At 30.3% G+C, this 24,267-nt stretch carries 18 protein-coding genes and 1 other annotated feature; of the genes, 16 read left to right on the forward strand and 2 right to left on the reverse strand.

What is annotated here, in order from left to right; translation table 11 throughout:
- The first annotated feature begins 20 nt into the window (after positions 1 to 20).
- The 13 genes from dcuC to BN2665_RS23240 all read left to right on the forward strand — a co-directional run bounded on the left by dcuC (position 21) and on the right by BN2665_RS23240 (position 17,611).
- Positions 21 to 1,427 carry a C4-dicarboxylate transporter DcuC gene (dcuC, locus tag BN2665_RS23185; protein ID WP_055669462.1) on the forward strand — a complete coding sequence of 469 codons (1,407 nt, stop codon included), beginning with the start codon at positions 21 to 23 and terminating at the stop codon, positions 1,425 to 1,427.
- A gap of 193 nt (positions 1,428 to 1,620) precedes the next feature.
- Positions 1,621 to 2,235 carry a DUF5052 family protein gene (locus BN2665_RS23190; RefSeq protein WP_055669463.1) on the forward strand — a complete coding sequence of 205 codons (615 nt, stop codon included), beginning with the start codon at positions 1,621 to 1,623 and terminating at the stop codon, positions 2,233 to 2,235.
- Between the two features lie 116 nt (positions 2,236 to 2,351).
- A complete protein-coding gene (locus tag BN2665_RS27190) occupies positions 2,352 to 2,516 on the forward strand; it encodes a hypothetical protein (RefSeq protein WP_154675017.1) in 165 nt (54 codons plus the stop codon).
- A gap of 193 nt (positions 2,517 to 2,709) precedes the next feature.
- Positions 2,710 to 3,771: a diguanylate cyclase domain-containing protein gene (locus tag BN2665_RS23195; RefSeq protein WP_055669464.1), complete on the forward strand. Its 1,062-nt coding sequence runs from the start codon at positions 2,710 to 2,712 to the stop codon at positions 3,769 to 3,771.
- Positions 3,772 to 3,862: 91 nt separating this feature from the next.
- Entirely contained in the window at positions 3,863 to 5,056 is a 1,194-nt protein-coding gene (locus BN2665_RS23200; protein ID WP_055669465.1) for a Y-family DNA polymerase, read from the forward strand.
- 22 nt (positions 5,057 to 5,078) lie between these two features.
- Positions 5,079 to 5,978: a polysaccharide deacetylase family protein gene (locus tag BN2665_RS23205; RefSeq protein WP_055669466.1), complete on the forward strand. Its 900-nt coding sequence runs from the start codon at positions 5,079 to 5,081 to the stop codon at positions 5,976 to 5,978.
- 532 nt (positions 5,979 to 6,510) lie between these two features.
- Positions 6,511 to 10,242, forward strand: coding sequence for a S8 family serine peptidase (locus tag BN2665_RS23210; RefSeq protein WP_055669467.1), 3,732 nt, complete (start codon positions 6,511 to 6,513; stop codon positions 10,240 to 10,242).
- A 270-nt stretch (positions 10,243 to 10,512) separates the two neighbouring features.
- Positions 10,513 to 10,701, forward strand: coding sequence for an alpha/beta-type small acid-soluble spore protein (locus tag BN2665_RS23215; RefSeq protein WP_055669468.1), 189 nt, complete (start codon positions 10,513 to 10,515; stop codon positions 10,699 to 10,701).
- 105 nt (positions 10,702 to 10,806) lie between these two features.
- Complete coding sequence (locus BN2665_RS23220) at positions 10,807 to 11,013, forward strand: hypothetical protein (protein WP_055669469.1); 207 nt, start codon at positions 10,807 to 10,809, stop codon at positions 11,011 to 11,013.
- A 128-nt stretch (positions 11,014 to 11,141) separates the two neighbouring features.
- Positions 11,142 to 12,287 carry a metallophosphoesterase family protein gene (locus BN2665_RS23225; RefSeq protein WP_055669470.1) on the forward strand — a complete coding sequence of 382 codons (1,146 nt, stop codon included), beginning with the start codon at positions 11,142 to 11,144 and terminating at the stop codon, positions 12,285 to 12,287.
- Positions 12,277 to 15,060, forward strand: coding sequence for an AAA family ATPase (locus BN2665_RS23230; protein WP_055669471.1), 2,784 nt, complete (start codon positions 12,277 to 12,279; stop codon positions 15,058 to 15,060). The genes BN2665_RS23225 and BN2665_RS23230 overlap by 11 nt, the downstream gene beginning before the upstream one ends.
- Before the next feature lie 50 nt (positions 15,061 to 15,110).
- Complete coding sequence (locus BN2665_RS23235) at positions 15,111 to 16,934, forward strand: MutS-related protein (protein WP_055669472.1); 1,824 nt, start codon at positions 15,111 to 15,113, stop codon at positions 16,932 to 16,934.
- Between the two features lie 59 nt (positions 16,935 to 16,993).
- Positions 16,994 to 17,611 (forward strand): nuclease-related domain-containing protein, encoded by a 618-nt coding sequence (locus BN2665_RS23240; protein ID WP_055669473.1) that lies wholly within the window; start codon positions 16,994 to 16,996, stop codon positions 17,609 to 17,611.
- Positions 17,612 to 17,866: 255 nt separating this feature from the next.
- Here BN2665_RS23240 and BN2665_RS23245 read toward each other — a convergent pair whose 3' ends face one another.
- Both BN2665_RS23245 and BN2665_RS23250 read right to left on the reverse strand, forming a co-directional pair.
- The gene (locus BN2665_RS23245) at positions 17,867 to 18,424 is read right to left on the reverse strand and encodes a biotin transporter BioY (RefSeq protein ID WP_055669474.1); all 558 of its coding nucleotides are present in this window, start codon (positions 18,422 to 18,424) and stop codon (positions 17,867 to 17,869) included.
- Between the two features lie 95 nt (positions 18,425 to 18,519).
- Complete coding sequence (locus BN2665_RS23250) at positions 18,520 to 19,029, reverse strand: tryptophan transporter (protein WP_195892749.1); 510 nt, start codon at positions 19,027 to 19,029, stop codon at positions 18,520 to 18,522.
- Positions 19,030 to 19,254: 225 nt separating this feature from the next.
- Positions 19,255 to 19,501, reverse strand: a binding site (T-box leader).
- A gap of 176 nt (positions 19,502 to 19,677) precedes the next feature.
- On the opposite strand from BN2665_RS23250, the gene BN2665_RS23255 reads away from it, so the two are divergent.
- The 3 genes from BN2665_RS23255 to BN2665_RS23265 all read left to right on the forward strand — a co-directional run bounded on the left by BN2665_RS23255 (position 19,678) and on the right by BN2665_RS23265 (position 24,242).
- Positions 19,678 to 21,039, forward strand: a complete 1,362-nt coding sequence (locus BN2665_RS23255) for a DUF2334 domain-containing protein (RefSeq protein ID WP_055669476.1) — start codon at positions 19,678 to 19,680, stop codon at positions 21,037 to 21,039.
- Positions 21,040 to 21,609: 570 nt separating this feature from the next.
- A complete protein-coding gene (gene abc-f / locus BN2665_RS23260; RefSeq protein ID WP_055669477.1) occupies positions 21,610 to 23,490 on the forward strand; it encodes a ribosomal protection-like ABC-F family protein in 1,881 nt (626 codons plus the stop codon).
- Positions 23,491 to 23,504: 14 nt separating this feature from the next.
- Positions 23,505 to 24,242, forward strand: a complete 738-nt coding sequence (locus BN2665_RS23265) for an EcsC family protein (RefSeq protein WP_055670046.1) — start codon at positions 23,505 to 23,507, stop codon at positions 24,240 to 24,242.
- Positions 24,243 to 24,267 lie beyond the last annotated feature (25 nt).

The following is a 24,267-nucleotide window of genomic DNA, read 5'->3' on the forward strand; positions in this document are numbered from 1 at the left end:
TAGAGAGAGAGGATAATATTATGAACAATTTTATTATGTATTCAACAGCAATTATAGCCATTGCACTAGTAGTATATATGTTAATAAAGAAAATGGACATAAAAATTACATTGTTTGCCATAGGATTAGTGTTACTTTATATAGCTATAGCTATGGGTACGGGAATGGGAATTAAGGGTTTTGCTTCGACAGGAGCCTTAATGTTTGACCCTTTAAAGGCTGCAGCAGACATCTTTAAACAAACCTTATCAGAAGCAGGATTTATAATTTTAATTTTAGGTGGATACTCTGCCTATATGAGTAAAATTGGGGCTAACGATGTAACTGTAAATGTGCTTACAAAGCCTATATCTAAAATTAAATCAGCGTATATTTTAGTTCCTATTGTGTTTTTAATTGGTAATTTACTTTCATTAGTAATCCCTAGTGCATCTAATCTAGCTATCATATTATTAGCTACATTATTCCCAGTGTTAAAAAAATCAGGTATGAGTACTTTAACAGCAGCAGCAGTTATAGCTACCACTGCAACAGTAATGCCAACGCCTCTTGGAAGTGACAATGTTGCTATCGCTAAAGAGTTAGCAAAATATCCTGCTTATGCTGGATTATCAGTAACTGATTATGTGGTGAAATATCATGCTATGGTTTCAATTCCTACCTTAGGTGTTATGGCAATTTTACATTACTTCTGGCAAAAATATATGGATAAAAAAGATCCGAGAATAGCGGAGGATGAAAAAATCGACATAAAGAATGTTGATGAAATTAAAGGTTCCTCTCTATTTAAAACAGTATATGCTTTATTACCTTTATTGCCAATCTTAATGCTTATAGCTATTTATTTAACAGGCTGGAAGGTTACACTATCAGTAGAAGTAGCTTCAATAGTAAGTTTTATCATTGCAATTTGCTGCGAGTTAATTAGAAACAAAGGAAACAAAAAAGTACTAGATGATACAGAGGCTTTCTTTAAGGGAATGGCTAGTGGTATGTCTATAGTAGCTTTATTAGTAGCTGCTAGTGTATTTGTAACAGGATTAAAAGCAATAGGTCTAATAAATACATTACAAACAGCTATGATTTCAACTAAAGGAACAGGTATGGGAATTATACTTCCACTTATATTAGTAGCATTATCTTTGCTTATTGTATTGTTATCTGGAAGTGGAACTGCTTTATTCTTTGCAATGATTCCATTGATGGTACCTCTAGCAGAAGCAGCTGGAATCAGTCCTATTGCCCTTTCAGTGCCAATGGGATTAGCTGGAAACTTAATGAGAGCAGTTTCACCAGTGGCGGCAGTTACGGTGATTGTAGCAGGTTCAGTAAAGAAACCGGCTTTAGAAGTGGTAAGAAGAACTGCAGTACCAATGATTGGTGGAGTTATATTTATGTTTATTCTATCAATGATTCTATTCCTATAGAATAATAGTAGATACCTAAAATAATCATGAAATTAATGAAAAAAATAGTTTAAAAGTGAGCACCTAATCTAAGTGAAGTTCATTTAATATGATTATATCATAATATTTGGATGGTCTTCAGAGGATTAGGTGCTTTTTGTTTTAATTAAATATGATAAAATAGAATTATTATGTAAAAATAGGGGGAATAAAGATGAATAAAAATAGAAAGAAATTAATAGCTATTACAATAATATTATGTACAATATTCTTTAGTGGTTGTGCTTTATTACAGCGAGAAGCAGGAAAAATCAAAGAGGCATTAAAAGGAAGAGATGCAATAATACAAACCTATGATGAAGAAAGTAATATTATTGATAGAATTGAGGGAAAATCTATAAGTGTAAGTACGGAGGATAAGTTTAATACAAAAGATGAAGAAGGTAAAACAATAAAGCAATCTTCAGTAATTAGCTTAACTATTGGTGGTAAGTCCATGGTTCATGTTGGCAGCAGTCTAATTTTATATGAAAAGGGATTGACTGATGTTTTCAATGAATTTTCTAAAACAGCCAATATACAAAACATTGATAGATCCACTCCTTTTCTTAATAGAATGGTTAATGATATGAAAAATATCACTACAGGAAAAAGTAAGGTAATTTTAATAAGGTCACAATCAGGAAAGCCTTTGGCAACCTTTGTGGGTAACAAAGTTAGCTACTTTGCCACTGGAATAGATAAGAGCACAGGCATACAAATAGATGGCAAGTATATTTTTATTTATAGATGTGATTATACAATATATGATGCCGAATTGCTTAATTAAGTAATAGAGTTTTAAAATTTAGGACAAAGTTCTTGCTGTAAGAGTAGCTATTATAAGCATTATACCCTCTTAAATATCAAATGACCTTCGTATGTATAAATGTGGAGGTGGTTTCAGTGAGGATTAATTCATTAATTGGAGCTAGTAACTATGATGAAAGAAAAGACTTAAACGATAGACTTGGTATTGAAAAAAGAAAGCAAAATCTTAATAATGAGAAGATATCATTTTCTGAGGTTCTTAAAGATTTAAAGAAAAATATATATCCCAAAAACACTTAGAACTAATCTAGGTGTTTTTTTGATTTTGATAAATAGCATACTTTTATATAAATGACAAGGAGTTTTGAAAGTGGAGAAAGTACTAAAAAGAAAAAATATATTTCATTATACAAATAAAGCTTTTATTTGATAAATATGGTAAAATATTCTTGGGGTTAAAAAATTGGATTATTATTTTTTGGGGGGAGAAAAATTGAAAGGAAAGCATAAAAACAAAATTTATATTGACCCATTGACGGGTCTACCAAATTTTTTTAAATTTATTGAATTAGATACTGTTAATATTTTTCAAAACAGAGGATCTTTTATCATATTTGATATGGTTGATTTTAATACAATTAATAAAAAATATGGCAAAGAAATTGGAGATACAATTTTAAAGACATTATCAGAAGTGCTAAATAAAATATTGAAAGAACAAGGAAATTTCTATTTATTCAGAACTGATGGAGATGAGTTCACCGTAATCTTACCTCAGGCGTCAAAGAATTATGCGGAAAAAATAGTAGGTGAAATTAAAGATAATTTTAATATTGCTATGTATCATCAGGGACTCTATGATATTGGAGTGCATACTTTAATATTAAGCTATGAAGATGGAATTTCATCAATAAATGAATTTTATGAAATGGTATTGAGGTACTCCTTAGATGAAATCAGTGAGAAAGATAAAAAATTTAGTCAAGAACGATGGTTAGAGCACATAATAAGAAGCTTCACTAGAAGAATTAAGGAAACCTTATCCTTTTTTAATGATGCATATAATCTGGCTTTAACTGATGATGTATCTGGGCTTTCTAATCATAGAGCAGCTAAATTATATTTAAATCAGTTAATAGAGGAGTACAGAGGTCAAATTAAAGAATTCTGCATACTATTTATTGATGGAGATAATCTCAAAAGATATAATCAAATAAGCTATGAGGCCGGCAATAAAATGATAAATGAACTTGCGCTATTAATTCGGGATTCTGTTAGAGAAAATGACAAGGTTTTCAGATGGTTATCGGGAGATGAGTTCTTAGTTATTCTAGAAAATTCATCCTATTTCGATGCATTAAAGGTAGCTGAGAGAATTAGAAGTGAGGTAGAAATAAATACCCAGGAATGGACCTATCCTATAACAGTGTCCATAGGTGTAGCTAATTATCCCACAGATGGATCAGATATGGAGGAAATAATAAAAAAGTCAGAGCAGGCAAATTATAAAGCTAAAATTACTGGTAAAAATAAAGTGATTACTTGGAGTAAATAAATATTAAATCACCAAATATAGTATAATACTACAAATAGGAATATATGTTTGGTATAATTATATATGATATTTATATAAAGGGTGATTTATAATGGAAGAGAAAAGAAATACTATTTTTCATATTGATGTAAATTCTGCCTTTCTATCATGGTCGGTAGTGTATAGAATGAGTCAAGGAGAGGATATGGATCTTAGAAATATTCCTTCAGTTATTGGAGGAGATGAGCAAAGTAGAAGGGGAGTAGTATTAGCAAAGTCTAATTTAGCTAAGCAATATGGAATAGTAACAGGAGAAAGCTTGTACTCAGCTAAGAGGAAGTGTCCTAATTTAGTAATTGTAGCTCCTGACTTTAATTCCTATAGATTTTATAGTAAAGAGCTTATAAATATGCTTAAGAACTATTCCCCTTGTGTAGAGCAATACTCCATTGATGAGTGTTTCTTAGATATGGGAGTTTTAGATAAGAAAGATGCCTATGAGGAGGCTTATGCTATAAAGGAAAGAATAAAGAAAGAACTAGGATTTACAGTGAATATAGGTATATCTGACAAAAAAGTTCTTGCTAAAATGGCTTCAGAATTTAATAAGCCAGATAAGATAAATACATTATATAGCGAAGAAATAAAGGAAAAGTTATGGCCTTTACCTGTAGGTGAGCTCTTTATGGTAGGTAGAAAAGCAAAAGAAAAACTTAATAAATTATATATATTTACTATAGAGGACTTAGCTAAGCATGATGTAACATTTTTAAAACAAAAATTTAAGAGCTATGGAGGTCTTATTTGGGAATACGCTAATGGAATAGATAGTTCAAAAGTGCAATGTCAATCAGAAGAAGCAAAAATAATAAGTAATTCAATAACCTTACCTGTAGATGTGGTGAATAAATATAAGGCCCATGACATATTAGTACAAATTTCTGAACAAATTTCTGTAAGACTAAGAAAGGAAAATAAATTTTGTAGTGGTATAGCTGTTAATATTAAAAATAAGGATTTTATAAGCTATTCTCATCAGAAAAAGTTAGCTAATCCTACAAATTCAACTAAACATATAGGTAAAATAGCTCAAGAATTATTTGATGAGGTGTGGAAAAAAGAACCCATAAGACTATTAGGAATAGCCCTGTACAATTTGTCAGAAGAGTTTACTCATCAAGTTAGCATATTTGATGAAACTGAGGTATATTCTTTAGAAAAAAATCAAAGCCTAGATAAAGCCTTAGACCTTATTAAAGAAAAATTTGGAGATAAGTCTATTAAAAGATTTAATAATAACATATAAATAATTATAATTGGGGGATGTAATGGTTCTTAGAAAAAGAAAAATTAAATTAGCGATTGTATATATTATACTTTATATGTTAGGGTTCTCTTCTTATTTTTTCTTTTCTTCACTCCAGGCTCCTTCTGCTGAAGTGGTGGAAGAAGATTATATGGAAATGTATAGAGTATTATACTCTAGTAAAGAAAAAGCAGAGGAAGATTTCGATATAGAGATTATGGAAATCATGAGAAGAGGATACAGGGGTAATAGAGAAGGAATATCAGAAAATTCCAAAGAGGTCTATAGCCAGAAGCATGTGTTAGCTATAGAATCTGAAAGAGCTTATATAAAAGATGGCAAAAAAACAGTGTTTTTAACTTTTGATGATGGTCCCAGTGCTAATATAACGCCTCAGATATTAAATATACTAGACAAATATAATATTAAGGCTACATTTTTTGTTGTAGGAGCTATGGTTGAAGAAAACAAAGAGATTTTAAAGAGAACTTATAATTCTGGACACGCAATAGCAAATCACTCCTATTCTCATAATTATAGCAAGATTTATAGTAACGTGGATAACTTTATATATGAGGTGGACAAGACAGATGAAGCCCTAAAGAAAATATTAGGATATAATTTTAACACTAGAGTTTTTAGATTTCCGGGAGGTTCTTATGGTAATAAGAAAGAGTTTAAAGAAGCTATTAATAATAAGGGCATGATATACATTGATTGGAATTCTCTAAATGGCGATGCAGAGGGTCAAGGGTTATCTAAGGATAGGCTTATTAATAGGTTTCTTGAAACCTCTTCAAATTATGAAAAACTAGTGGTGCTTATGCATGATGCTCCAGGAAAGCAAAGTACAGTAGATAGTTTACCTAGTATAATTGAGAACCTTAAGCAGAGAGGATTTGAATTTGCTATTTTAAAATAGAACCTTATGAATTAGAATAAGACATCTCCAAAAAATAATTAGTCAGTCTACTTGTATATTTGACTAGTTATTTTTTACGATGCCTAATGAGTGCCTTTCAATCAAGTAATATAGTTTTTGCTAACTGATTGAAGGGCATTTTTGTTTAATAATATTCTAATAAATGGAATATAAGGTGTAATATCTTAATAGATTTTAACATAGGTAAAGAACTAAAGAGAAAAAATATGAAGGAAATGTCAAGATATAATGCAATTTTTATTATGATCAAATAGTCACATGGAAAAGTATTGAAAAATCATGAATATTTTTATATAATTATTAAAAATAGCAATTAATATTATAAAATTGTTAATTACAGAGTGGGCTTTAAAGCTAAACTATTAACAAAAAGAATAAAATGACATTTTACAGTCTATTGTAAGACAATTTCCTAAATGTTTAAATTATCAAGGCTCATCCAATTTATGTAAAATGAGATTTTTTATTTTATATGAATTGTTATGTAATTCTAAAAAAAGGGGGTTATTAAATGAAAAAAACATTAAGGAACACCATGTCTAAGGTATTAAGCGGTATTTTTGCTTTAACCTTAATACTAGGCAGTGGTCCTCAGAGGGTTAATGCTTTAGAAGGTAATACTTTAGATGATAATGCTAAGATAAAGCAAATTGCATTAAGCAATCTAAAAAGCAAATACTCTCAAAATCTTAAGTTTTCTGAGGTGAAAACACTGGAAAATATTGCCTCCAACGACAACGCTTCATCAAAGAGTGAAAATCCTGATGAAAAAGTTAGAGTTATCGTACAACTAAAAGATAAATCCGCTTCTGAACTCGCAGAAAAAGGTAATGTAGCTAGCGCTAAAGCCGTGGAGTCAGTAAAAGCTTCCCAAGCCTCCATAAAGTCTAAGGTTAAAAAGCTTACTGGAGGAGAAGTGAGATATACCTATGGTAATTTAATTAATGGATTTAGCATGGATGTAAAGAGAAGTGAAATTGAAAAAATTAAGCAGTTACCTGGAGTACAAAAGGTTGCTGAAGCTAAACTATATTATCCTCAAATGAAATCTGCCAAAGAATTGACTGAGGCTTATAAGGTTTGGGAAGACTTAGGATATAAAGGAGAGGGCATGGTGGTATCTATCATAGATACAGGAATTGATTATACTCATAAGGATATGAAAAATCCTAAAGAATCGTTAAAGATAAAGCTAAAGGATAAAAATCCTGAAGGATTAGGCAAATATTATACAGATAAGGTTCCTTATGGTTATAATTATGCAGATAGAAACGATGAAGTTATAGATACTACTGATAGTATGCATGGAATGCACGTAGCAGGTATAGTGGCTGCAGCAGGAGATGAAAAAGAAGTTAATAATCTAGAGGCTGTTCAGGGTGTGGCTCCTGAAGCTCAACTCTTAGCCATGAAAGTATTTTCTAATAATCCAGCACTTAAGGGAGCTTACGCAGATGATATAGTAGCTGCTATAGAAGATTCTGTTTCTCATGGAGCAGATGTCATAAATATGAGTTTAGGCTCTACAGCATCCTTCCAACAGGCTGATGATCCGGAACAAAAAGCCATTAAAAATGCAGTTAATGCAGGAGTGATAGTGGTGGTTTCAGCTGGTAACTCACAATATTCTACAGCTCCATTTAAATTTGGAGAGATAACAGATACTGGATTAGTGGGAGCACCAGGTCTTGCAAAAGATTCTCTACAGGTGGCAAATTTTGAAAACAATAATGTTACATTACCTGCATTGGAATATAAGGCAGGGGATAAAAGTGGACTATTTGGATATACCACATCTGAAGTAAATCCAGTAAGGGTTTTTAAAGCAGATCAAAGCTTTGAACTAGTGGATTGTGGATTAGGTGAACCAAAAGATTTCACTGGAAAAAGCTTAACTGGCAAAATAGCCTTGATAAAAAGAGGCGGTAATACCTTTATAGAGAAAAAGGTGAATGCCCAAAATGCTGGAGCTGCTGGGGTTATTGTGTATAACAAGGACGGAGATGACTCTTATATTAATATGGCTACAGATCCGACAGTAAAAATACCAGGAGTTTTTGTAACTAATAGTGATGGTAAAATATTATTATCCTTAGTTCAATCCGGATTAAAAATATCCTTTGGAGAAAAGGTTGTAGTTAAACCCAATATAAATAAAGATGATTTTTCTAGCACTACTTCTTGGGGACCAACTCCTAATTTAGACTTTAAACCACAAATAGCTGCGCCAGGTGGGAATATTTATTCAACGGTAAATAGTAACAAATATGAGACTATGAGTGGTACATCTATGGCAGCTCCTCATGTTGCTGGAGGACAAGCACTATTACTTCAAGCAATTAAAAATAATCTACCAGCATTAAAGGGGAGAGAATTGGTAGATTTTGCGAAGAACACTGCCATAAATACTGCAAAAATAGTTATGGATAAAGCTCATAATACAGTACCGTATTCACCAAGAAGACAAGGTGCTGGATTAATGCAAATAAAAGCTGCTATAAATAATAAGGTTTTGGCACTAAGCTCTAATGGAGAGGCTGTAGTAGCCTTAAAAGAAGTTGGTAAGAATACAGAGTTTGAATTAACCTTAAAGAATTATGGAGATAAAGAAGCGGTTTATGATGTAGAGAATTTTGGAGGAGTTTTAACTGAACAAAATAAAGAAGCTATTAACTCAATGTCTTATGATGTGGCTTTAACCACTGAAGAGGCTAAAGTAAGCTTTGATAAAGAAAAAGTTACAGTACCTGCAAAGGGTGAAGTAAAAATAAAAGTTAGTTTAAATATAACTGACAAGGTAACTACGGAGAGATTTATAGAAGGATTTATAAAGTTTAAACCCCAGGATTCCATACCTTCATTAGTAGTTCCTTTTATGGGCTATTATGGAGATTGGTCTAAAGAAAAAATAATCAACGATGCAGCCTGGAACTTTAAAGCAAATAATAATTTACCTGCTTCTATGGTCTTAAGTAAAAATGATAAGGGTGAAGAGATATATCTTGGCTATGATGGTGAGGATAAAGAAGGAGATAATATCATAGATAAGGATTCAATAGCTATATCACCAAATGGGGATAAGGTTGGAGATTTTATAGTTCCTCATCTTTATTATTTGAGAAATGCTAAATACTCTATAGCTCAGTTACTAGATAAAGATAAGAATTTAATAACTGAATTAGGTAGAGAAGACAATATAAAAAAGAAAGTATATAATGATAAAAATAATGAGGGAGATAAACCTTATACACTTTCAGCTTTAGCTTGGGACGGAAAAATTTTTAACAGTAAGACTGGAGAATATGAGGCGCTTCCAGAAGGGCAATACTATATCAATATTAAATCTGCAGTAGATTATGAAGGAGCTAAAGAACAAGATTTTATTATTCCTGTTAAAATTGATTTATCTGCTCCAGAAGTTACTATAGTATCTCCTATATATTCTTATTCAGATAAGTATCTATTAAAATGGAGAGCAAAAGATTTTTCTTCTAGCATATCTAAAGAAGATCCAGTAGTGATGGTAAACGGAGAAGAACAGAAAGTAGATATTAAATTTGAAGATGGATTCTACAGTTGTGAAATTACACTAGAAAAAGATAAATATAATGATGTTAAAGTTGCTATGTTCGATAAAGCTTACAATTTAGGTATAGGAGATGTGGCCATAAGATATGGTAAAGACATTGAAGCTAAAGTAGTTTTTGATAATCTTGATGGTAAATTGTTAGAAACAAGTAAAGAAGTATATACTGTTACAGGAAGATTAACAGCACCATTAAAGACTTTCAAAATCAATAATGAAAAGGTTAAGATTAATAACAATTTAACTTTCAGCTATGATATCAAACTAAAAGAAGGATTAAATTATATACCTGTTTATGCAGAAGATTCAAAGGGAACGGTATTAATGAATTATTCTTATAAAATTAATTGTGATACAATAGCGCCTGTAATTGACATTGAACAGCCAGTAATAGATAAAGATAATATAGCTAATCTAAAGGACAATAAGCTTATTTTAAAGGGTAAAGTATCTGATAATACTTATGGATATAAATTTTTCTTAAATGGTGAAAATAAGTTTAATGTTAGCTTAGAGGGAGAAATGGGAAGTGATAAGACTCTAAGGTCTTTCCAATACGAACTTAATGTAGAGGATGGTTCTTTTATAGAGTTAAAGGCTGTAGATGTATTTGGCAATGAAACAGTTAAAAAAATAAAAATTAAAATTGAAAAATAAGTAAAAAGATAAAGATTAGGTTTCCTAATCTTTATCTTTTTACTTATAGAGACATTGAAAAATTTTAATAAATATGAAATCTTTATTAAGAAAAAGTTTTTAAGTCATAAAAAGCTTTAAATACCATTTTAATTACAATATTCCTCATTTGCATATAGTTTTATAGTGTATTATTCTGCTTTCGGGTCAAAATAATATTACAAAGACGGAATAGAAAAGACAGCAAGGGAAAATAAATCAAAAGAAAAAACATTAAAAGGAGGAATTAATATGACAAGGGGAAGAACATTAGTTCCAGAAGCAAAGCAAGGTTTATACAAATTCAGAACAGAAATTGCTAATGAATTAGGAGTACCATTTAGTGAATACAATGGACACTTAACATCAAGACAATGTGGTTCCGTTGGTGGAGAAATGGTAAAGAGAATGGTTGAACAATACGAAAGAAACTTAAAATAACAGCAGAAGAAAATTTGGATGACAGCATAGCAGACCCAGAATGATAAATGGAGGCACTAAGATTTAATTAGTGCCTCTTTCTTAAAGTTAAAAGGAGGGATATTTATGCCGTGGAAACAGGGAAGAGTAACTTTTGATGATGGAAGTACTTATAATGCTGACCTTTTAGTAAACGAAAAAGGTCAGGTATATAATATGAAAGTATATAAAGGAGATAAGGTCATAAAGGAGATAGATGTGCAAGCTTTTGCCTCTGAACTTGGTAAAACTCCTGAAGATATATATCCTTATAAATTCGACTTAGGTAGATAATATATTTTAATGCATGAAGATGATTTAAATCATTCTCATGCATTTTTTTATGCGTCTATATGTAGAAATGCATACTTCTATATGTTAAAATAGACCAAGGAGAACTTCAGTTCGAGGGAGGAGCTTATATGGAAAAAATTAAAATATTACATTGTGGAGATCTGCATTTTGATACTCCCTTTAGCGATTTAAATAGAGATTTTTCCGAAATACGAAGAGAGGACTTAAGAGAAACCTTTGGAAGAATAGTCGATATGGCAAAGAAGCAAGAGGTTAAGTTACTTTTAATAACTGGTGATCTCTTTGATAATAGCAGTATTACTAAAACTACCTTAGATTATATAAGAAAAAAGCTTGAAGATATAAAGAATATAAGGGTATTTATATCTCCAGGCAATCATGACCCTTATAATGAAAAATCCTTCTATTCTATAGTGCAGTGGCCAGAGAATGTGCATATATTCAAGAATAATTTAGAAGAGGTTACTATAGAAGATTTAAAATTAAAAGTGTATGGTATTGGATTCTCTAAGGCTTATGAAAGGACATCCTTAATAAAGAATTTCAAAGATGAATTTTCTATAAACCAAGATTTTATAAATATAATGGTACTGCATGGAGATATAGCACAGAATAATGGCTATAATGACTATAATCCTATTACCTATGAAGATATAGGTGAGAGTAAAATGGACTATATAGCTTTAGGACATAGACATAGTTTCTCAGGAGTATTAAAAGAAAAAAATACTTACTATGCTTATAGCGGAAATCCTGAAGGTAGAGGTTTTGACGAAACAGGGGAAAAAGGAATTATAATGGGATATGTTTCTAAAAACTTAGTAGATTTAAATTTTATTCCCATATGTAAAAGAAAATATTCAGTAAAAGAAGTTAGTATAACTGACTGCGACACCTACGAAGAAATAATAAGAGAGATAATGAAAAATACAGAAGATGATGATAGAAAGGTAAACTTATATAAGATAATACTAAAAGGAGAAATTCATTCAGATTTTATGATTAATAAATCAGTAATTAATGAAAAGCTAAAAGGAGAATTCTTTTATACTAAAATAATTGATGATACTCATTTAAAAATGGATTATGATGCTCTGTCTAGAGAATTTTCATTAAAGGGATTATACGCAAAAAAAATGCTGGAAAAAATAAAAGAAAGCGATGACGAAAAAGAAAAAGATAAATTGATTAATGCTCTTAAAATAGGGATTCGATGTCTTCAGGATAAGGAAGTGCTTATAGATGATAATTAAAAAGCTTAATATAATCCGTTATGGAAAATTTAATAAAAAAGAAATTGAACTTGAAGAAGGAATCAATATTATATATGGAGAAAATGAGGCTGGAAAAAGCACTATACAAAGCTTTATTAAAGCTATGCTCTATGGTATGCTTCCACAAAAAAAGTCCATAAGAGAAAGTGAAAGGAAAAGATTTCTACCTTGGTCCGGAGAAAAAGCTCAGGGTGAAATTTACATAGAAAATCATAAAAAAGAAAGTTTTATCCTTAGAAAAAGCTTTGGTAGTACTAAAAAGGAAGATGAAAGTGAGATTTTAGAAGGTGTAACCGGGGAAAAAATAAATTGTATAGATTTGATTCAGCCTGGTAAGGATTTTATAGGTTTTGGTATGGAAGCCTTTGAAAAAACTCTTTTTGTAAAGCAGCTGGGGGCTGAAGTAGGACGAGATAAAGAAGATGAGATAATGCAGAGGATTACCAATTTAGAACAGGGGGGAGATGAAAATACCTCCTATCATAAAGCGTTGACGCTGCTGGAGGAAGCCAAAAAGACAATTTTGACTTTAAGAAAAACTGGAAAACTAGACATATTAAGAAATAAATTAGAAGAATTAAATGAAGAGCTTAAAGCAGCCTTAAGATTGAGTGAGGAAAATATTGAAGATCAATTAAAGTTTAATGAACTTTGTGATAAAAAAAGAGAATTGCAAAAGGAATTAAATAAATTAGAAATTTATAAAAAGCATATAAAGAAATTAAAATTACAAAATGAATATAAGGAAATATGTGATTATTTAAAGAAAAGTCAAGAATTAAACAGGCAAAAGAGTGAAGTCTTAGAAGATTTAGATAATGGGGATAATATATTAGATGAAAATTATATTCAAGGGTTAAAACAGGAATTTCTATCTTATAATAATATAAAAGGAGTATATGAACAAAGAAAAGATGAAATTCTTAAATTAGATAGTGATATTAATGAAAAAGCAGAAGAGTTAAATAGATTTATAAGTTTTCATGGATTAGATGAGAATGCGGACATTAAAGTTATGTCCTTAGAGTCTGAACGAAAAAATTTAAGTCAAAGATTAGATGAATTAAATCAATGTGAAGCTTCTCTAGAGAGTCTAGAAAATAACCTTAAAGGTTTAAAAGACGACTTAGGCTTGCTAATAAATTTTGAACCTATAAGAAAAGACTTAAATAGGTTCTTGTATGAATATGAAGAAAAGCTAAAAGAGCTAAAAATAAACCTTGAAGAACTTGTGGTACTTGAGAAAGTAGATATTAAGGAGGAAAAAGTAAAAAGTAAAAGAAATATTAACAATATACTCATGCCTTTGGGAATTTTAATATTAGTGCTTTCCCTATATAACCTCATAAATCCATTTATTCATTTAAAGAGCTTTTTGAATTATATACTGGCTTTTTTAGGGGTAAGTTTAATTTTTATTAGCTTTAAAAACGCTAATAGCATTCATGAATTGAGCATAAAACTTAATATAATAAAAGAAAAAAGAAAGAACATTGAAAATCTTAATGTAAAAATAAGGGGAATTGAAGAGGTTTTAGAAAGATACTATTTAATGATTGGAGCAGAGGATTATAAGCAATTTATACTTTCCTTAAAAAAATATGATGAAAGTAAGGATACTATGGATAAATTAAAAATAAAAATTGAGGAAAAGCTTATACAAAAGGCAAATTATCAAGGAGAAACCTTAAAAGAAAACTTAAATAAGAATAATAAATTCTTAGAGTTCATTCTTAGCCATACGGAAAGCCATGATATTGAAGAGTTTTTAGAAAAGCATAGCCATTATAAGGAGATCAGTAGAGAATTAGAAATTTTACAGAAAGAAAAATTAAACTGTGAAAATTCTTTAATACACTTAGAAGAGGATTTGAAAAACAAGCAATCTATAATAAAAGAAAGATTAAAGGCTATAAATAAAGAGTATATTCCTATAGAATACTTAGAAGATGAGATAGATAAACTTCAAAATAAGCTAAAGCATATGAGAGAAATTGAAATGCAATTGGTATCTATGGAGAGCAGCTATAAAGTATTACTCAAAGATAGAGACTTGGAATATATGAGGGCAGAGTTGCAGGATGTACTAGAAGAAAATATATCTGAGGATGTTAAAGAAGAAGATCTAGACGAGGAGTTAAGAATTAAGAACAAAGAATTATTACAGACTGAAAAAGACTTAAAAGATGTAGAAAATTTAATAAATAATAGATTTATGGGAACTAGAAGCCTTATGGACATTGAGGAATCCATCGAAGAAGTGAAAAATAGGATTGCTTATTATGAGGATAAGGTTGAAGTAATAGATATAGCTGTTGAAACCTTAAAAGAATGTTTTAAAGAGATGCAAAAGAATTTTGGTCCTATATTAAATGAAAAAGTAGCTCATATATTTAAATTTTTAACTTTAGATAAATATGAGGAAGTAAAGGTGTCAGAAGATTATAGCTTGAAGGTCAGAGACAAAAAAGAAGAAAAAATAGTATCTATTGATTATCTAAGCAGTGGTAGCTTTGATCAAATATATTTTGCTTTAAGGATGGCTTTCATAGAATTAATATTTAAGGATACAAGGGTGCCCATAGTTTTGGATGATGCTTTCACTCAATACGATGATAGCAGACTGGAAAGGGTTCTTAAACTTTTAATCAATTACTCAGAGCATAAGCAAATTATTATATTTACTTGCCAGAAGAGGGAGATAGAGATTATTAAAGAATTAAGTAAAGATGTAAATATAATAGCCATATAGTTGTGCACTGGTAATTGTGAATTTTGCATTGAAAAAAAGGGAGAGGTATTATGGAGATACAAGATAAGTATGAACTTAGAGTTAAAAAGTATAGTTTATTAGAAAAGAAGCAACTAGAAACAATAAAATTTTATAGTGCTCTACGTCTTTTAATTTTTTTAGCAGTCTCAATATTTTCTTACATTTTATATAAAAAAAATCAATATATTATTTTATTTTCATTAGACTTCATATTCTTAGTTTTGTTTATAGGGCTAGCTTATGTTCATAGTAAGCTTATAGAAAGAAATAGAAAGGTAAATTTTTTAAAGAAGATAAATGAGAGAGCCATTGATGTATTAAAGGGCAAATGGAGAGAGTTTGAAGATAAAGGGGAGGAATACATAAATAAGGATCATGCTTATGGAGCAGATTTGGATATATTTGGTAAGAATTCCTTGTTTCAATGGATAAATAGCACTGTGACCCCTTTAGGAAGAAAAAGATTAAGTGATGTTTTAAATGGAGATATTAACTTTGATATTGATGCTATTAAGCAGCGACAGGAAGCTATAAAAGAGTTATCTCAAAGGCTTAACTGGAGACAAGGCTTTATAGCTGAAGGTCTAATGGTAAAAGATTATATGAGAGACCCCATAGAACTATTAAACTGGACTAAGAAAAAAGATGAGTTTTTTACCAGTAAAATTTTCAAACTTATAGTAACATTGATTCCTTTAGGAGCCATAACTAGTATTGTCCTATTGTTTGTTTTTAAAGTTATACCAATATATGTAATGGAACTGTTTCTATTAGTTAATGTGGTAATTTTGCAATGGGGAAAGTCTAAAAGAAATGAAGCTTTAAATGCCATATATCAATACAAGACTAATATTAGAATTTACGAAAATATGCTGTATAAAATAGAAAAATCAAAGTTTGGATCTAAGTACTTAAACGATCTTAAGACTAAATATTTAGGAAAATCAAAGCATGAATGTTCTAAACAGATCAAAGCATTAACTAAAATTGTGGAGAAGATGTCTGATAGGAGGAATGCTATATATATTGTACTAAATATAATTACCCTCAGGGACTATCACCTAATATATTCCTTAGAAAATTGGAAGAAAAATTATGGCAATAATATTGAGCTTTGGTTAGAAGGCATAACTCATTTTGAAGAGTTAATTAGCTTAGCTAATGTTAATGGAAATAATCCAAACTGGTGTATTCCAGAAATAATGGAGGATGACGTATATGTAAAAGCAAAAGCTATGGCACATCCTTTAATAGGTCAGAGAGCTGTAAAAAATAATCTATGGATAGATAAGAATAAGAGCATCATGCTAGTTACTGGGTCAAATATGTCCGGGAAAAGTACATTGTTAAGAACTATAGGAATAAATTTAGTTCTAGCCTATATAGGAACTGCTGTTTTTGCGGATAGCTTTAAAACCAGTATTATGAAAATATATACTTGTATGAGAACTGGTGATGATTTAGAGCAAAATATATCCTCTTTTTATGCAGAGATATTACGAGTGAAAAAACTTATAGACGGAACAAAGGTAGGATACCCTATTTTCTTCTTGTTAGATGAAATATTTAAAGGAACTAATTCAAAAGATAGGCACGCTGGTGCAGAAATACTAATAAATCAGTTAAGTAAGGAAAATGCACTTGGATTAGTGTCTACTCACGATTTAGAGCTCTGTGATATAGAAAAGAAAAATAGTAAGGTGATCAATTACCACTTTAGAGAATATTATAAAAATAATGAAATATACTTTGATTATAAACTTAGAATGGGAAGTTCTACTACTCAGAATGCTTTATATTTAATGCAGATGGCAGGGATAGATATAAAGTCCTATAATGGAGAGAAAATATAAATAATTATTTTTATTCAAAGGATCAGTATACTTTACGAAAGATAAATTTGGGAGGAACAATGTATATAACAATAGGAATATTATTAACATTTATTATTATGTTACCTCTGTCTAAAAATAGCTCCATGTACTTAAAAGGAAAACAGGGCGAAAAACAAGTATTGAAACAGTTGAAAAAATTACCTAAGGATTATTATATAATTAATAACATCTTAGTAAAAACTTCTTGGGGTACTTCGCAGATAGATCACATAGTAATATGCTCCTATGGAATTTTTGTTATAGAAACAAAAAACTATGAAGGAGTAATAAGAGGAAATACTGAAGATAAATATTGGATTCAGAAAATTAGAGGTAAGGAGTTTAGTTTTTATAATCCACTATGGCAAAATGGAAGTCATATAAGAGCAATTAAAAGCTTATTAGCTGCTAATTATTATGTTCCTTATTACTCCATAATAGCATTTTCTAAAAGAGGAAAGTTAAGGATTAGAAAACAGGATAATATTATATATATAAATAAACTAAGAAAAGTAATAATTAAAAAAAGTGAAAGCGCATATTTAAATGCTTCTCAGGTAGAAAATATATATAATATTTTAAAAAGAGAAAATAGTAACAATGTAATCAGAAAAAGGAATCATTCCAAATATGTGAAGCATAGGCAATCTATTTAAATATAGAAGCTTTTATTTAGGTATCGTAAAAAAAATAACTAGTCAAAGATGCGAAGTATACTTTGCGTAAGACAAGGACACAGGTTCCATTAATAGTGGGCTATTAGTGGGTTCTGTGGACGCAGTATTACGCAAAATAGACGAGTAGACTGGCTAGTTATTTTTTTGGAGACACCTTATACACAGTTCACAATGTAGTTTGAAATTTATTACATATAGTGAACTGTGTATTTTACATTAAAAAATTATTATCTATTACAATAAATTTGATTTTTTTAAAATTGGTACCACTTGGCTAGATATTATAGCTGCTACGGCACATTTAGCTAAATCCCCGGGTAAAAATACGAGGAATCCAGTTTTAAGCACTGCATAAAAACTCATGGCTTTACCTAAAAATTTTGTTAAGATAAAGTACAAATATGGTACCCCTATAGCATAAATAGCTAAAGTACCTATTAGAGAAGCTATGATATATTTAAAAATAGATGGCTTAAACTCTTTTTCACATATTTTACCTATAACATAAGATCCTAAGATAAAGCCTAATACATAGCCAAAGGAAGGCTTGTATATTGCTTGCAGTCCTCCCACTCCTCCAGTAAATATAGGTAATCCTATAAGTCCCAAAGTCATATATATTATTTGAGACAAAGGGCCTAGCTTACTTCCTAATATCATACCAGATAAAATTGAAAATAGAGTTTGAAGAGAGATTGGTACTGGACCAATGGGGATTGATATAAAGGCTCCTATTGCAGTTAGAGCGGCAAATAAAGCGGTTAAAATCATTTGTTTAATAGTAATTTTCATGGAAATCCTCCTGTAGACCAAAATGTAAACTAAAAATACAATTAAAGTTTACAATGAAAATGTAATTTAGTCAATAAAAAAGTATAAGATATATTTTAAATTCTTAATATTTTCTCAGCATTTAATACTATATTGTACAATAAGGTTACTATAAAAGAATTAATAATGGTAGAGGGTAATACTACAGTAATAAAAAGTGCCATAAAGCTTGCAGGTAAGCCTACAAGTAAAGAGGCTGAAAGTAAAAATACAGAGCCGCTGGCTAGAGTACCTAGACTACCTAAAATTATCATTTTTATATTAGTATTAACTTTTAATAAGGCTTTATTAATTAAAAATATGAAGTTTCCTACCACTAGCTTATCTATAATATTAGGCAGCTGTCCACCTGGGAAACCTGTAGTCAATGCAGATAATATGCCTCCTACTATACTTATAATTAAGGTGGTTTTATAATCTTTGCCATATACAATAGAAATGAACATCATGGATAAAAGAAAATCTGGTTTTACCCCTAGGAATATAGGAGGAGCTATTTGATGAAGAACCATACCCATGGCTAAAAATATTGATATAATTATTATTTTTCTAATTTTCATTTTAATTGCCTCTTTTCCTAATAATTTTACTTTAATAAATATGAAGTTTGATTTTTTAGCAATTTGTTCTAAGGACCTTCACCACATAAAAACACCTCCTCCATTAGTTTTATTAATAGGTTAGTAAATTAAAACATTAATTTGTTAAAGTGAAAAGATAAATATATGCCTAGATAAACAGCTTTTACTGAAAGAATTTTTTAAGAGCAATAAAAAAACACCTCAACCCTAAATTAGGGCGAAGTGTGAATCCGCGGTGCCACCTAAATTATACTACAAAAGTAATATATCTCTAATTCAAGCACTAACATGCTCTATCCCTTTTAACGGTAGGCTTCCGGTAAATACTACTAACCTTTAGGTTTTCGGATTACTTCTAGCAGGTCCATTCACTAAGCTCATCAATACTGAGATTTCACCATCCTCAGCTCTCTTTAATTGCATATCCCTAGATACTATTCCTGATTAATGAATTTTAATATATTATTTAGGAATTATATTAGCATAAATCTTAAATAAAAGCAAATGAATTTTTATACAATAAATGTAATTTTTTTAAAACTTTTTTACTATAAATTAGTTAAGTTGTATTTTAGGATTACGATATTATATTTGGAGTATTAGAAAGTGTATCGATATTCAAGGGAGGGTTCCATGAAAAGAATATTTACAGTCTTAGTTTTTGTAGCATTATTAATGGTGATGCTAGGTGGTTGCAAGGAAAAAGCACCAGAAAAGCCTTTTACTGATAAAATACTAGAGGATAATCCAAAGGAAACAAAGGAAACAAAGGAAAAAAGTAAATTAGAGAAATTTACTGGATTAGCTTTGGAGAAGGATGATATTAAGTTCAAGTTCGAAGGTAAGAATTTGAACTTAGATTTACCGATATACTATGAGAAAAATAGATACTATATACCTTTTACAGAAATAATTGAGAAGATAGGTGGGAGCATTGAGGAGCAAAGTAGTAAATTCAAAATCTCTATAAACAATGTTGAATTTTCAATAGATAAGGATACTAATACCTATAATTCACCAAAGGGTTTAAGAAAATTTAAAAAGCCTATGATAATAAAAGATGAAGTGATTTACGTCACTTTCATAGATTTCATTGATATGTTAAATTTAAGAACAAGATGGTTTCAAAAGAGCAAGACAATAGTATTATACTGGAACAAAGAAAATCCAAACATCCAGACCGTGGAAAATAGAAGAACAAATAAAGCTTTTTTAAGACTAGAGGATATTGCTGCTGGAGGAATTTACGAAAACACGGAAAATTTGGAGAAGCTTAGGATTTTAAGTGATTTTCTACGGTCTAAGGGAGCAATATACCACATGGCTTGGGTACCTAGGTATGTAGAACCGCCTAGAAAAATTGATTTGGATTTATCAAGGGAGTATAGTTTTTATGCATCGGAGTTTTTATTTACTTTGGATTATTGTATAAATAGAAATGCTATTGTTGGACTCCATGGATATACTCATCAACAGGGTAATGAAGCCAGTGTAGTAGGGTGGGAGTTTACAGATAAACTAAATGCTAACGAGAAAGCCGTAAGAGATAGAGTAGAATCTTCCATAAAGCTAGCGAAAGATTTAGATATACCTTTTAAATTTTTTGAAAGCCCCCATTATGGTGCGAGGTTAGGACAAAAGAAAATAATAGAAGAATATTTTGACTATATTTATGAATATCATTATGGACCTAATGAAACAAGACCAAGTTTGGGTGATAACAAGAGGACTTTATATGTACCAACTCCTTTAGACTATGTGCATGGAGTTGACAAGACGGATAGAATGCTTCAAAAGATAAATAGTATAAGTTCTAGTACCTTAGCTAGTATGTTTTATCATCCTGGCCTAGAGTTTGAGTTTATTAAATTAACCTCAGGGGAAAATGAGTACCCAGGCTTTGAGTATTTGTCTAATTCTCCATTGCATAGAATTCTTGATACCTTTGAAAAAAAAGGATATTCCTTCAGATCTATAGAAGAGTTAAGAAACTGATGATGCATACTTAAAAAAATTATTTAAGTGGTTGATTATTACTTTTTTTTAATGTAAAATATTATTTATAAAAAGGGAGGGTTGAAGATGAAAGTTTGCTATGTTGATAAAATGCAAAAAATAATGGCTATTTCTACCAGAATTTCAGCAGAAACTGAAATTAACGGGAGAAGTGCGTCCAAAATTGCATATAGTCAACCATAAGCAAGTAGTCATCTTTAGATAAATCTACGTAAACTTAACTATGCATGTTCCCAAATAGTATCTTCAAGCTATTATGATGCATGTATAAGTTAATAGTTGAAGTTGTTTATCTGTATACCTGATAAAATAATTATGAATTTATTATCCGGGTAAGGTGATCTTGTCCGGATTTTTATCTTTAATTAAAATTCGGGCAAAGTTTTACTTGCCCGGATTTTTTGCTTTATAAAAATATCCTTAAAGCTTATTATATCAATTGTAATATATGTTACAAAGTAAAATAAATATTAAGCTAATTATAATTAACCAAGGAAAGTGTGAATTTCTGGGCAAACACCTTACTCCTATAAAAAAGGAGGAGTTTGTATGATTGAATTAGCATTAAACAATGTGGAAAAATATTTTGGAGCTACTCAGGTACTGAAAAATATTACTTTTGAAGTTCAAGGAGGAGAGAAAGTAGGAATAGTAGGACGAAATGGTAGTGGTAAGAGTACAATATTGAAGATTATAGCTGGTATAGAGAAAGCGGATAAAGGCACTGTTATCCTAAAAAGAGGAGCCACAATAGGGTATTTAGATCAAATACCTAATTACAATGAAAGTTTTACTGTAGCAAAAGTATTAGGCATTGCCTTTTCAAATTTAAAGAAAATAGAGGATGAGATGAAAACCTTAGAAATATCTATGCATAGCTTAAGAGGAAATCAGCTAGAAAAGACTTTAAAGCAATATAGCTATTTACAGGAATGCTATGAAGCTAAGGGAGGCTATGAAACAGAAGAAAAATATAGTAAGATTTGTGCTGGATTTAAATTTACTGAAGACTTTTTAAATCAATTATTCTATAAATTAAGTGGTGGAGAAAAAACTACGGTTATACTAGCCAAAATGCTGTTAGAGAGTCCAGATATTATGCTTTTAGATGAACCTAGTAATCACTTAGATATGGAAGCTTTAGAATGGCTTGAAGGTTATTTAAAAGAGTATAAAGGTATGGTTTTAATAGTATCTCATGATAGATATTTTCTAGACAATGTGGCTTCTAAAATTATAGAAATAGAAGACATGGAAAGTGAAATTTATAAAGGTAATTATACGAATTATGTGGAGGAAAAGGAAAATAGATTGATGCTCCAATTTGAGGCACATAAGGAACAGCAGAAAAAAATAAGTTCTATGGAAGAAACTATAAAACAATTAAGAGATTGGGCCATAAGAGGAGGTAATGATAAGTTCTTTAGAAGGGCTGCAAGTATGCAAAAGAGACTAGAAAAAATGGATAAGATAGATAAACCAGTTTTTGAAGGACCCACAATAAAGTTAAGCTTTAAAGATTCAAAGAGGTCAGGAAATGAGGTAATTAAAGTAGAGGGGTTATCAAAAAGTTTTGGAGACAAAGTATTGTTTAATTATACAGATTTTTTACTTCGTTTTGGAGAAAGAGTTGCTTTTATAGGACCCAATGGTAGTGGTAAGTCTACTCTTATCAAGATGATTCTAAGTGAAGAAATACCAGATTCAGGATTAATTAAGCTAGGTTCTAATGTTAAGATAGGATATTTGCCTCAGCAAGTAATCTTTCCTGATGAAGAAAGTACTGTACTTCAATGTTTTAGAGATGGTATAACTATTTTAGAAGGTAAAGCTAGGGAGTATTTATCTAAGTTTCTTTTCTTTGGAGAAAGCGTATTTAAAAAAGTAAAGAATCTTTCAGGGGGAGAGAGGAGTAGATTAAAATTAAGTAAGCTTTTGTTTCAAGAAATAAATTTATTAATTCTTGATGAACCTACAAATCACTTAGACATTGACTCTATAGAAACCTTAGAGGAAGCTTTAACGGATTTTAAGGGTACTATATTTTTCATATCTCATGACAGATATTTTATAAATAAGATAAGTGATAAGATCATGGCATTAGAGGATAGAAAATTAAATACTTATGAAGGTAATTATGATTATTATAGGCAAAAGAACGCAGAGAAAAAGCCTCAAAAAAATATTATCACGGAAATAAAAAAAGAAAAAATAGTAATTAATAAGAATATAGATGAAAAAGAGAGAAAAGATAAAGAGAGAAGAAAACTAGAAGAAGCCATAACTTCTATAGAGCTGGAAATTGAAGCTATAGAAAAAAGTATTACTGAGGCTTTATCTGATTATGAGGTACTAGGAAGGTATTATGATGAGAAGCTTAGGCTCCAAGAGCTATTAGATGAGCTAATGCAGAAATGGATAAATTTATAAAAGGAGGTAAGAGGGTGCTGTCCTACGAAGATAAGGTATTAAAGGAGTTAAAAGTTTGGAATAAGAAAATGATTAGAAGACCATCTATTACTAGTAAGATAACCAAAGGGTTACAAGATAAAACCAATAGTTTGTTACCTGATAAGTTTCACAAAGTAATGACAGAGACTATAAAAGCAATTGTTAAAGCAGTACTCATAGGCTCAGAATTTACTACAAGAGAGCCTCTAATAAACGCTAGTTTATCCTACAGGGAAAAACTGGTGTTGGAAAAGTTTGATTTTTATAAAAAGGCAGCTATTGCTGAAGGGATAGGAACTGGAGCAGGAGGATTCCTGTTAGGCTTAGCAGATTTCCCAATATTGCTTAGTTTAAAGTTTAAGTTTTTATTTGATGTAGCTAGCATATATGGGTATGATGTAAAAAACTATAAAGAGAGACTTTATATATTATATGTTTTTCAGCTAGCTTTTTCCAGCCAAGGTCGAGTAAATGAAATATATAGTCATGTGCTTAATTGGGAAGAGTACTCTAGTACTCTTCCAGAAGATATGCAATATTTTGATTGGAAAACCTTTCAACAAGAGTATAGGGATTATATTGATCTAGCTAAGTTGCTTCAAATGGTACCAGGCATAGGAGCTGCTGTTGGAGGTTATGCAAACAATAAGCTTATGATAAAATTGAATGATACTGCTATGAATGCCTATAGGCTTCGATTCTTTAAAACGGAAATAGTAAATAAGCCATAATGAATTATATAGTTATTAAAAGTGC

It is taken from the genome of Desnuesiella massiliensis, from assembly GCF_001403615.1.
Taxonomy (GTDB): Bacteria; Bacillota; Clostridia; order Clostridiales; family Clostridiaceae; genus Desnuesiella; species Desnuesiella massiliensis.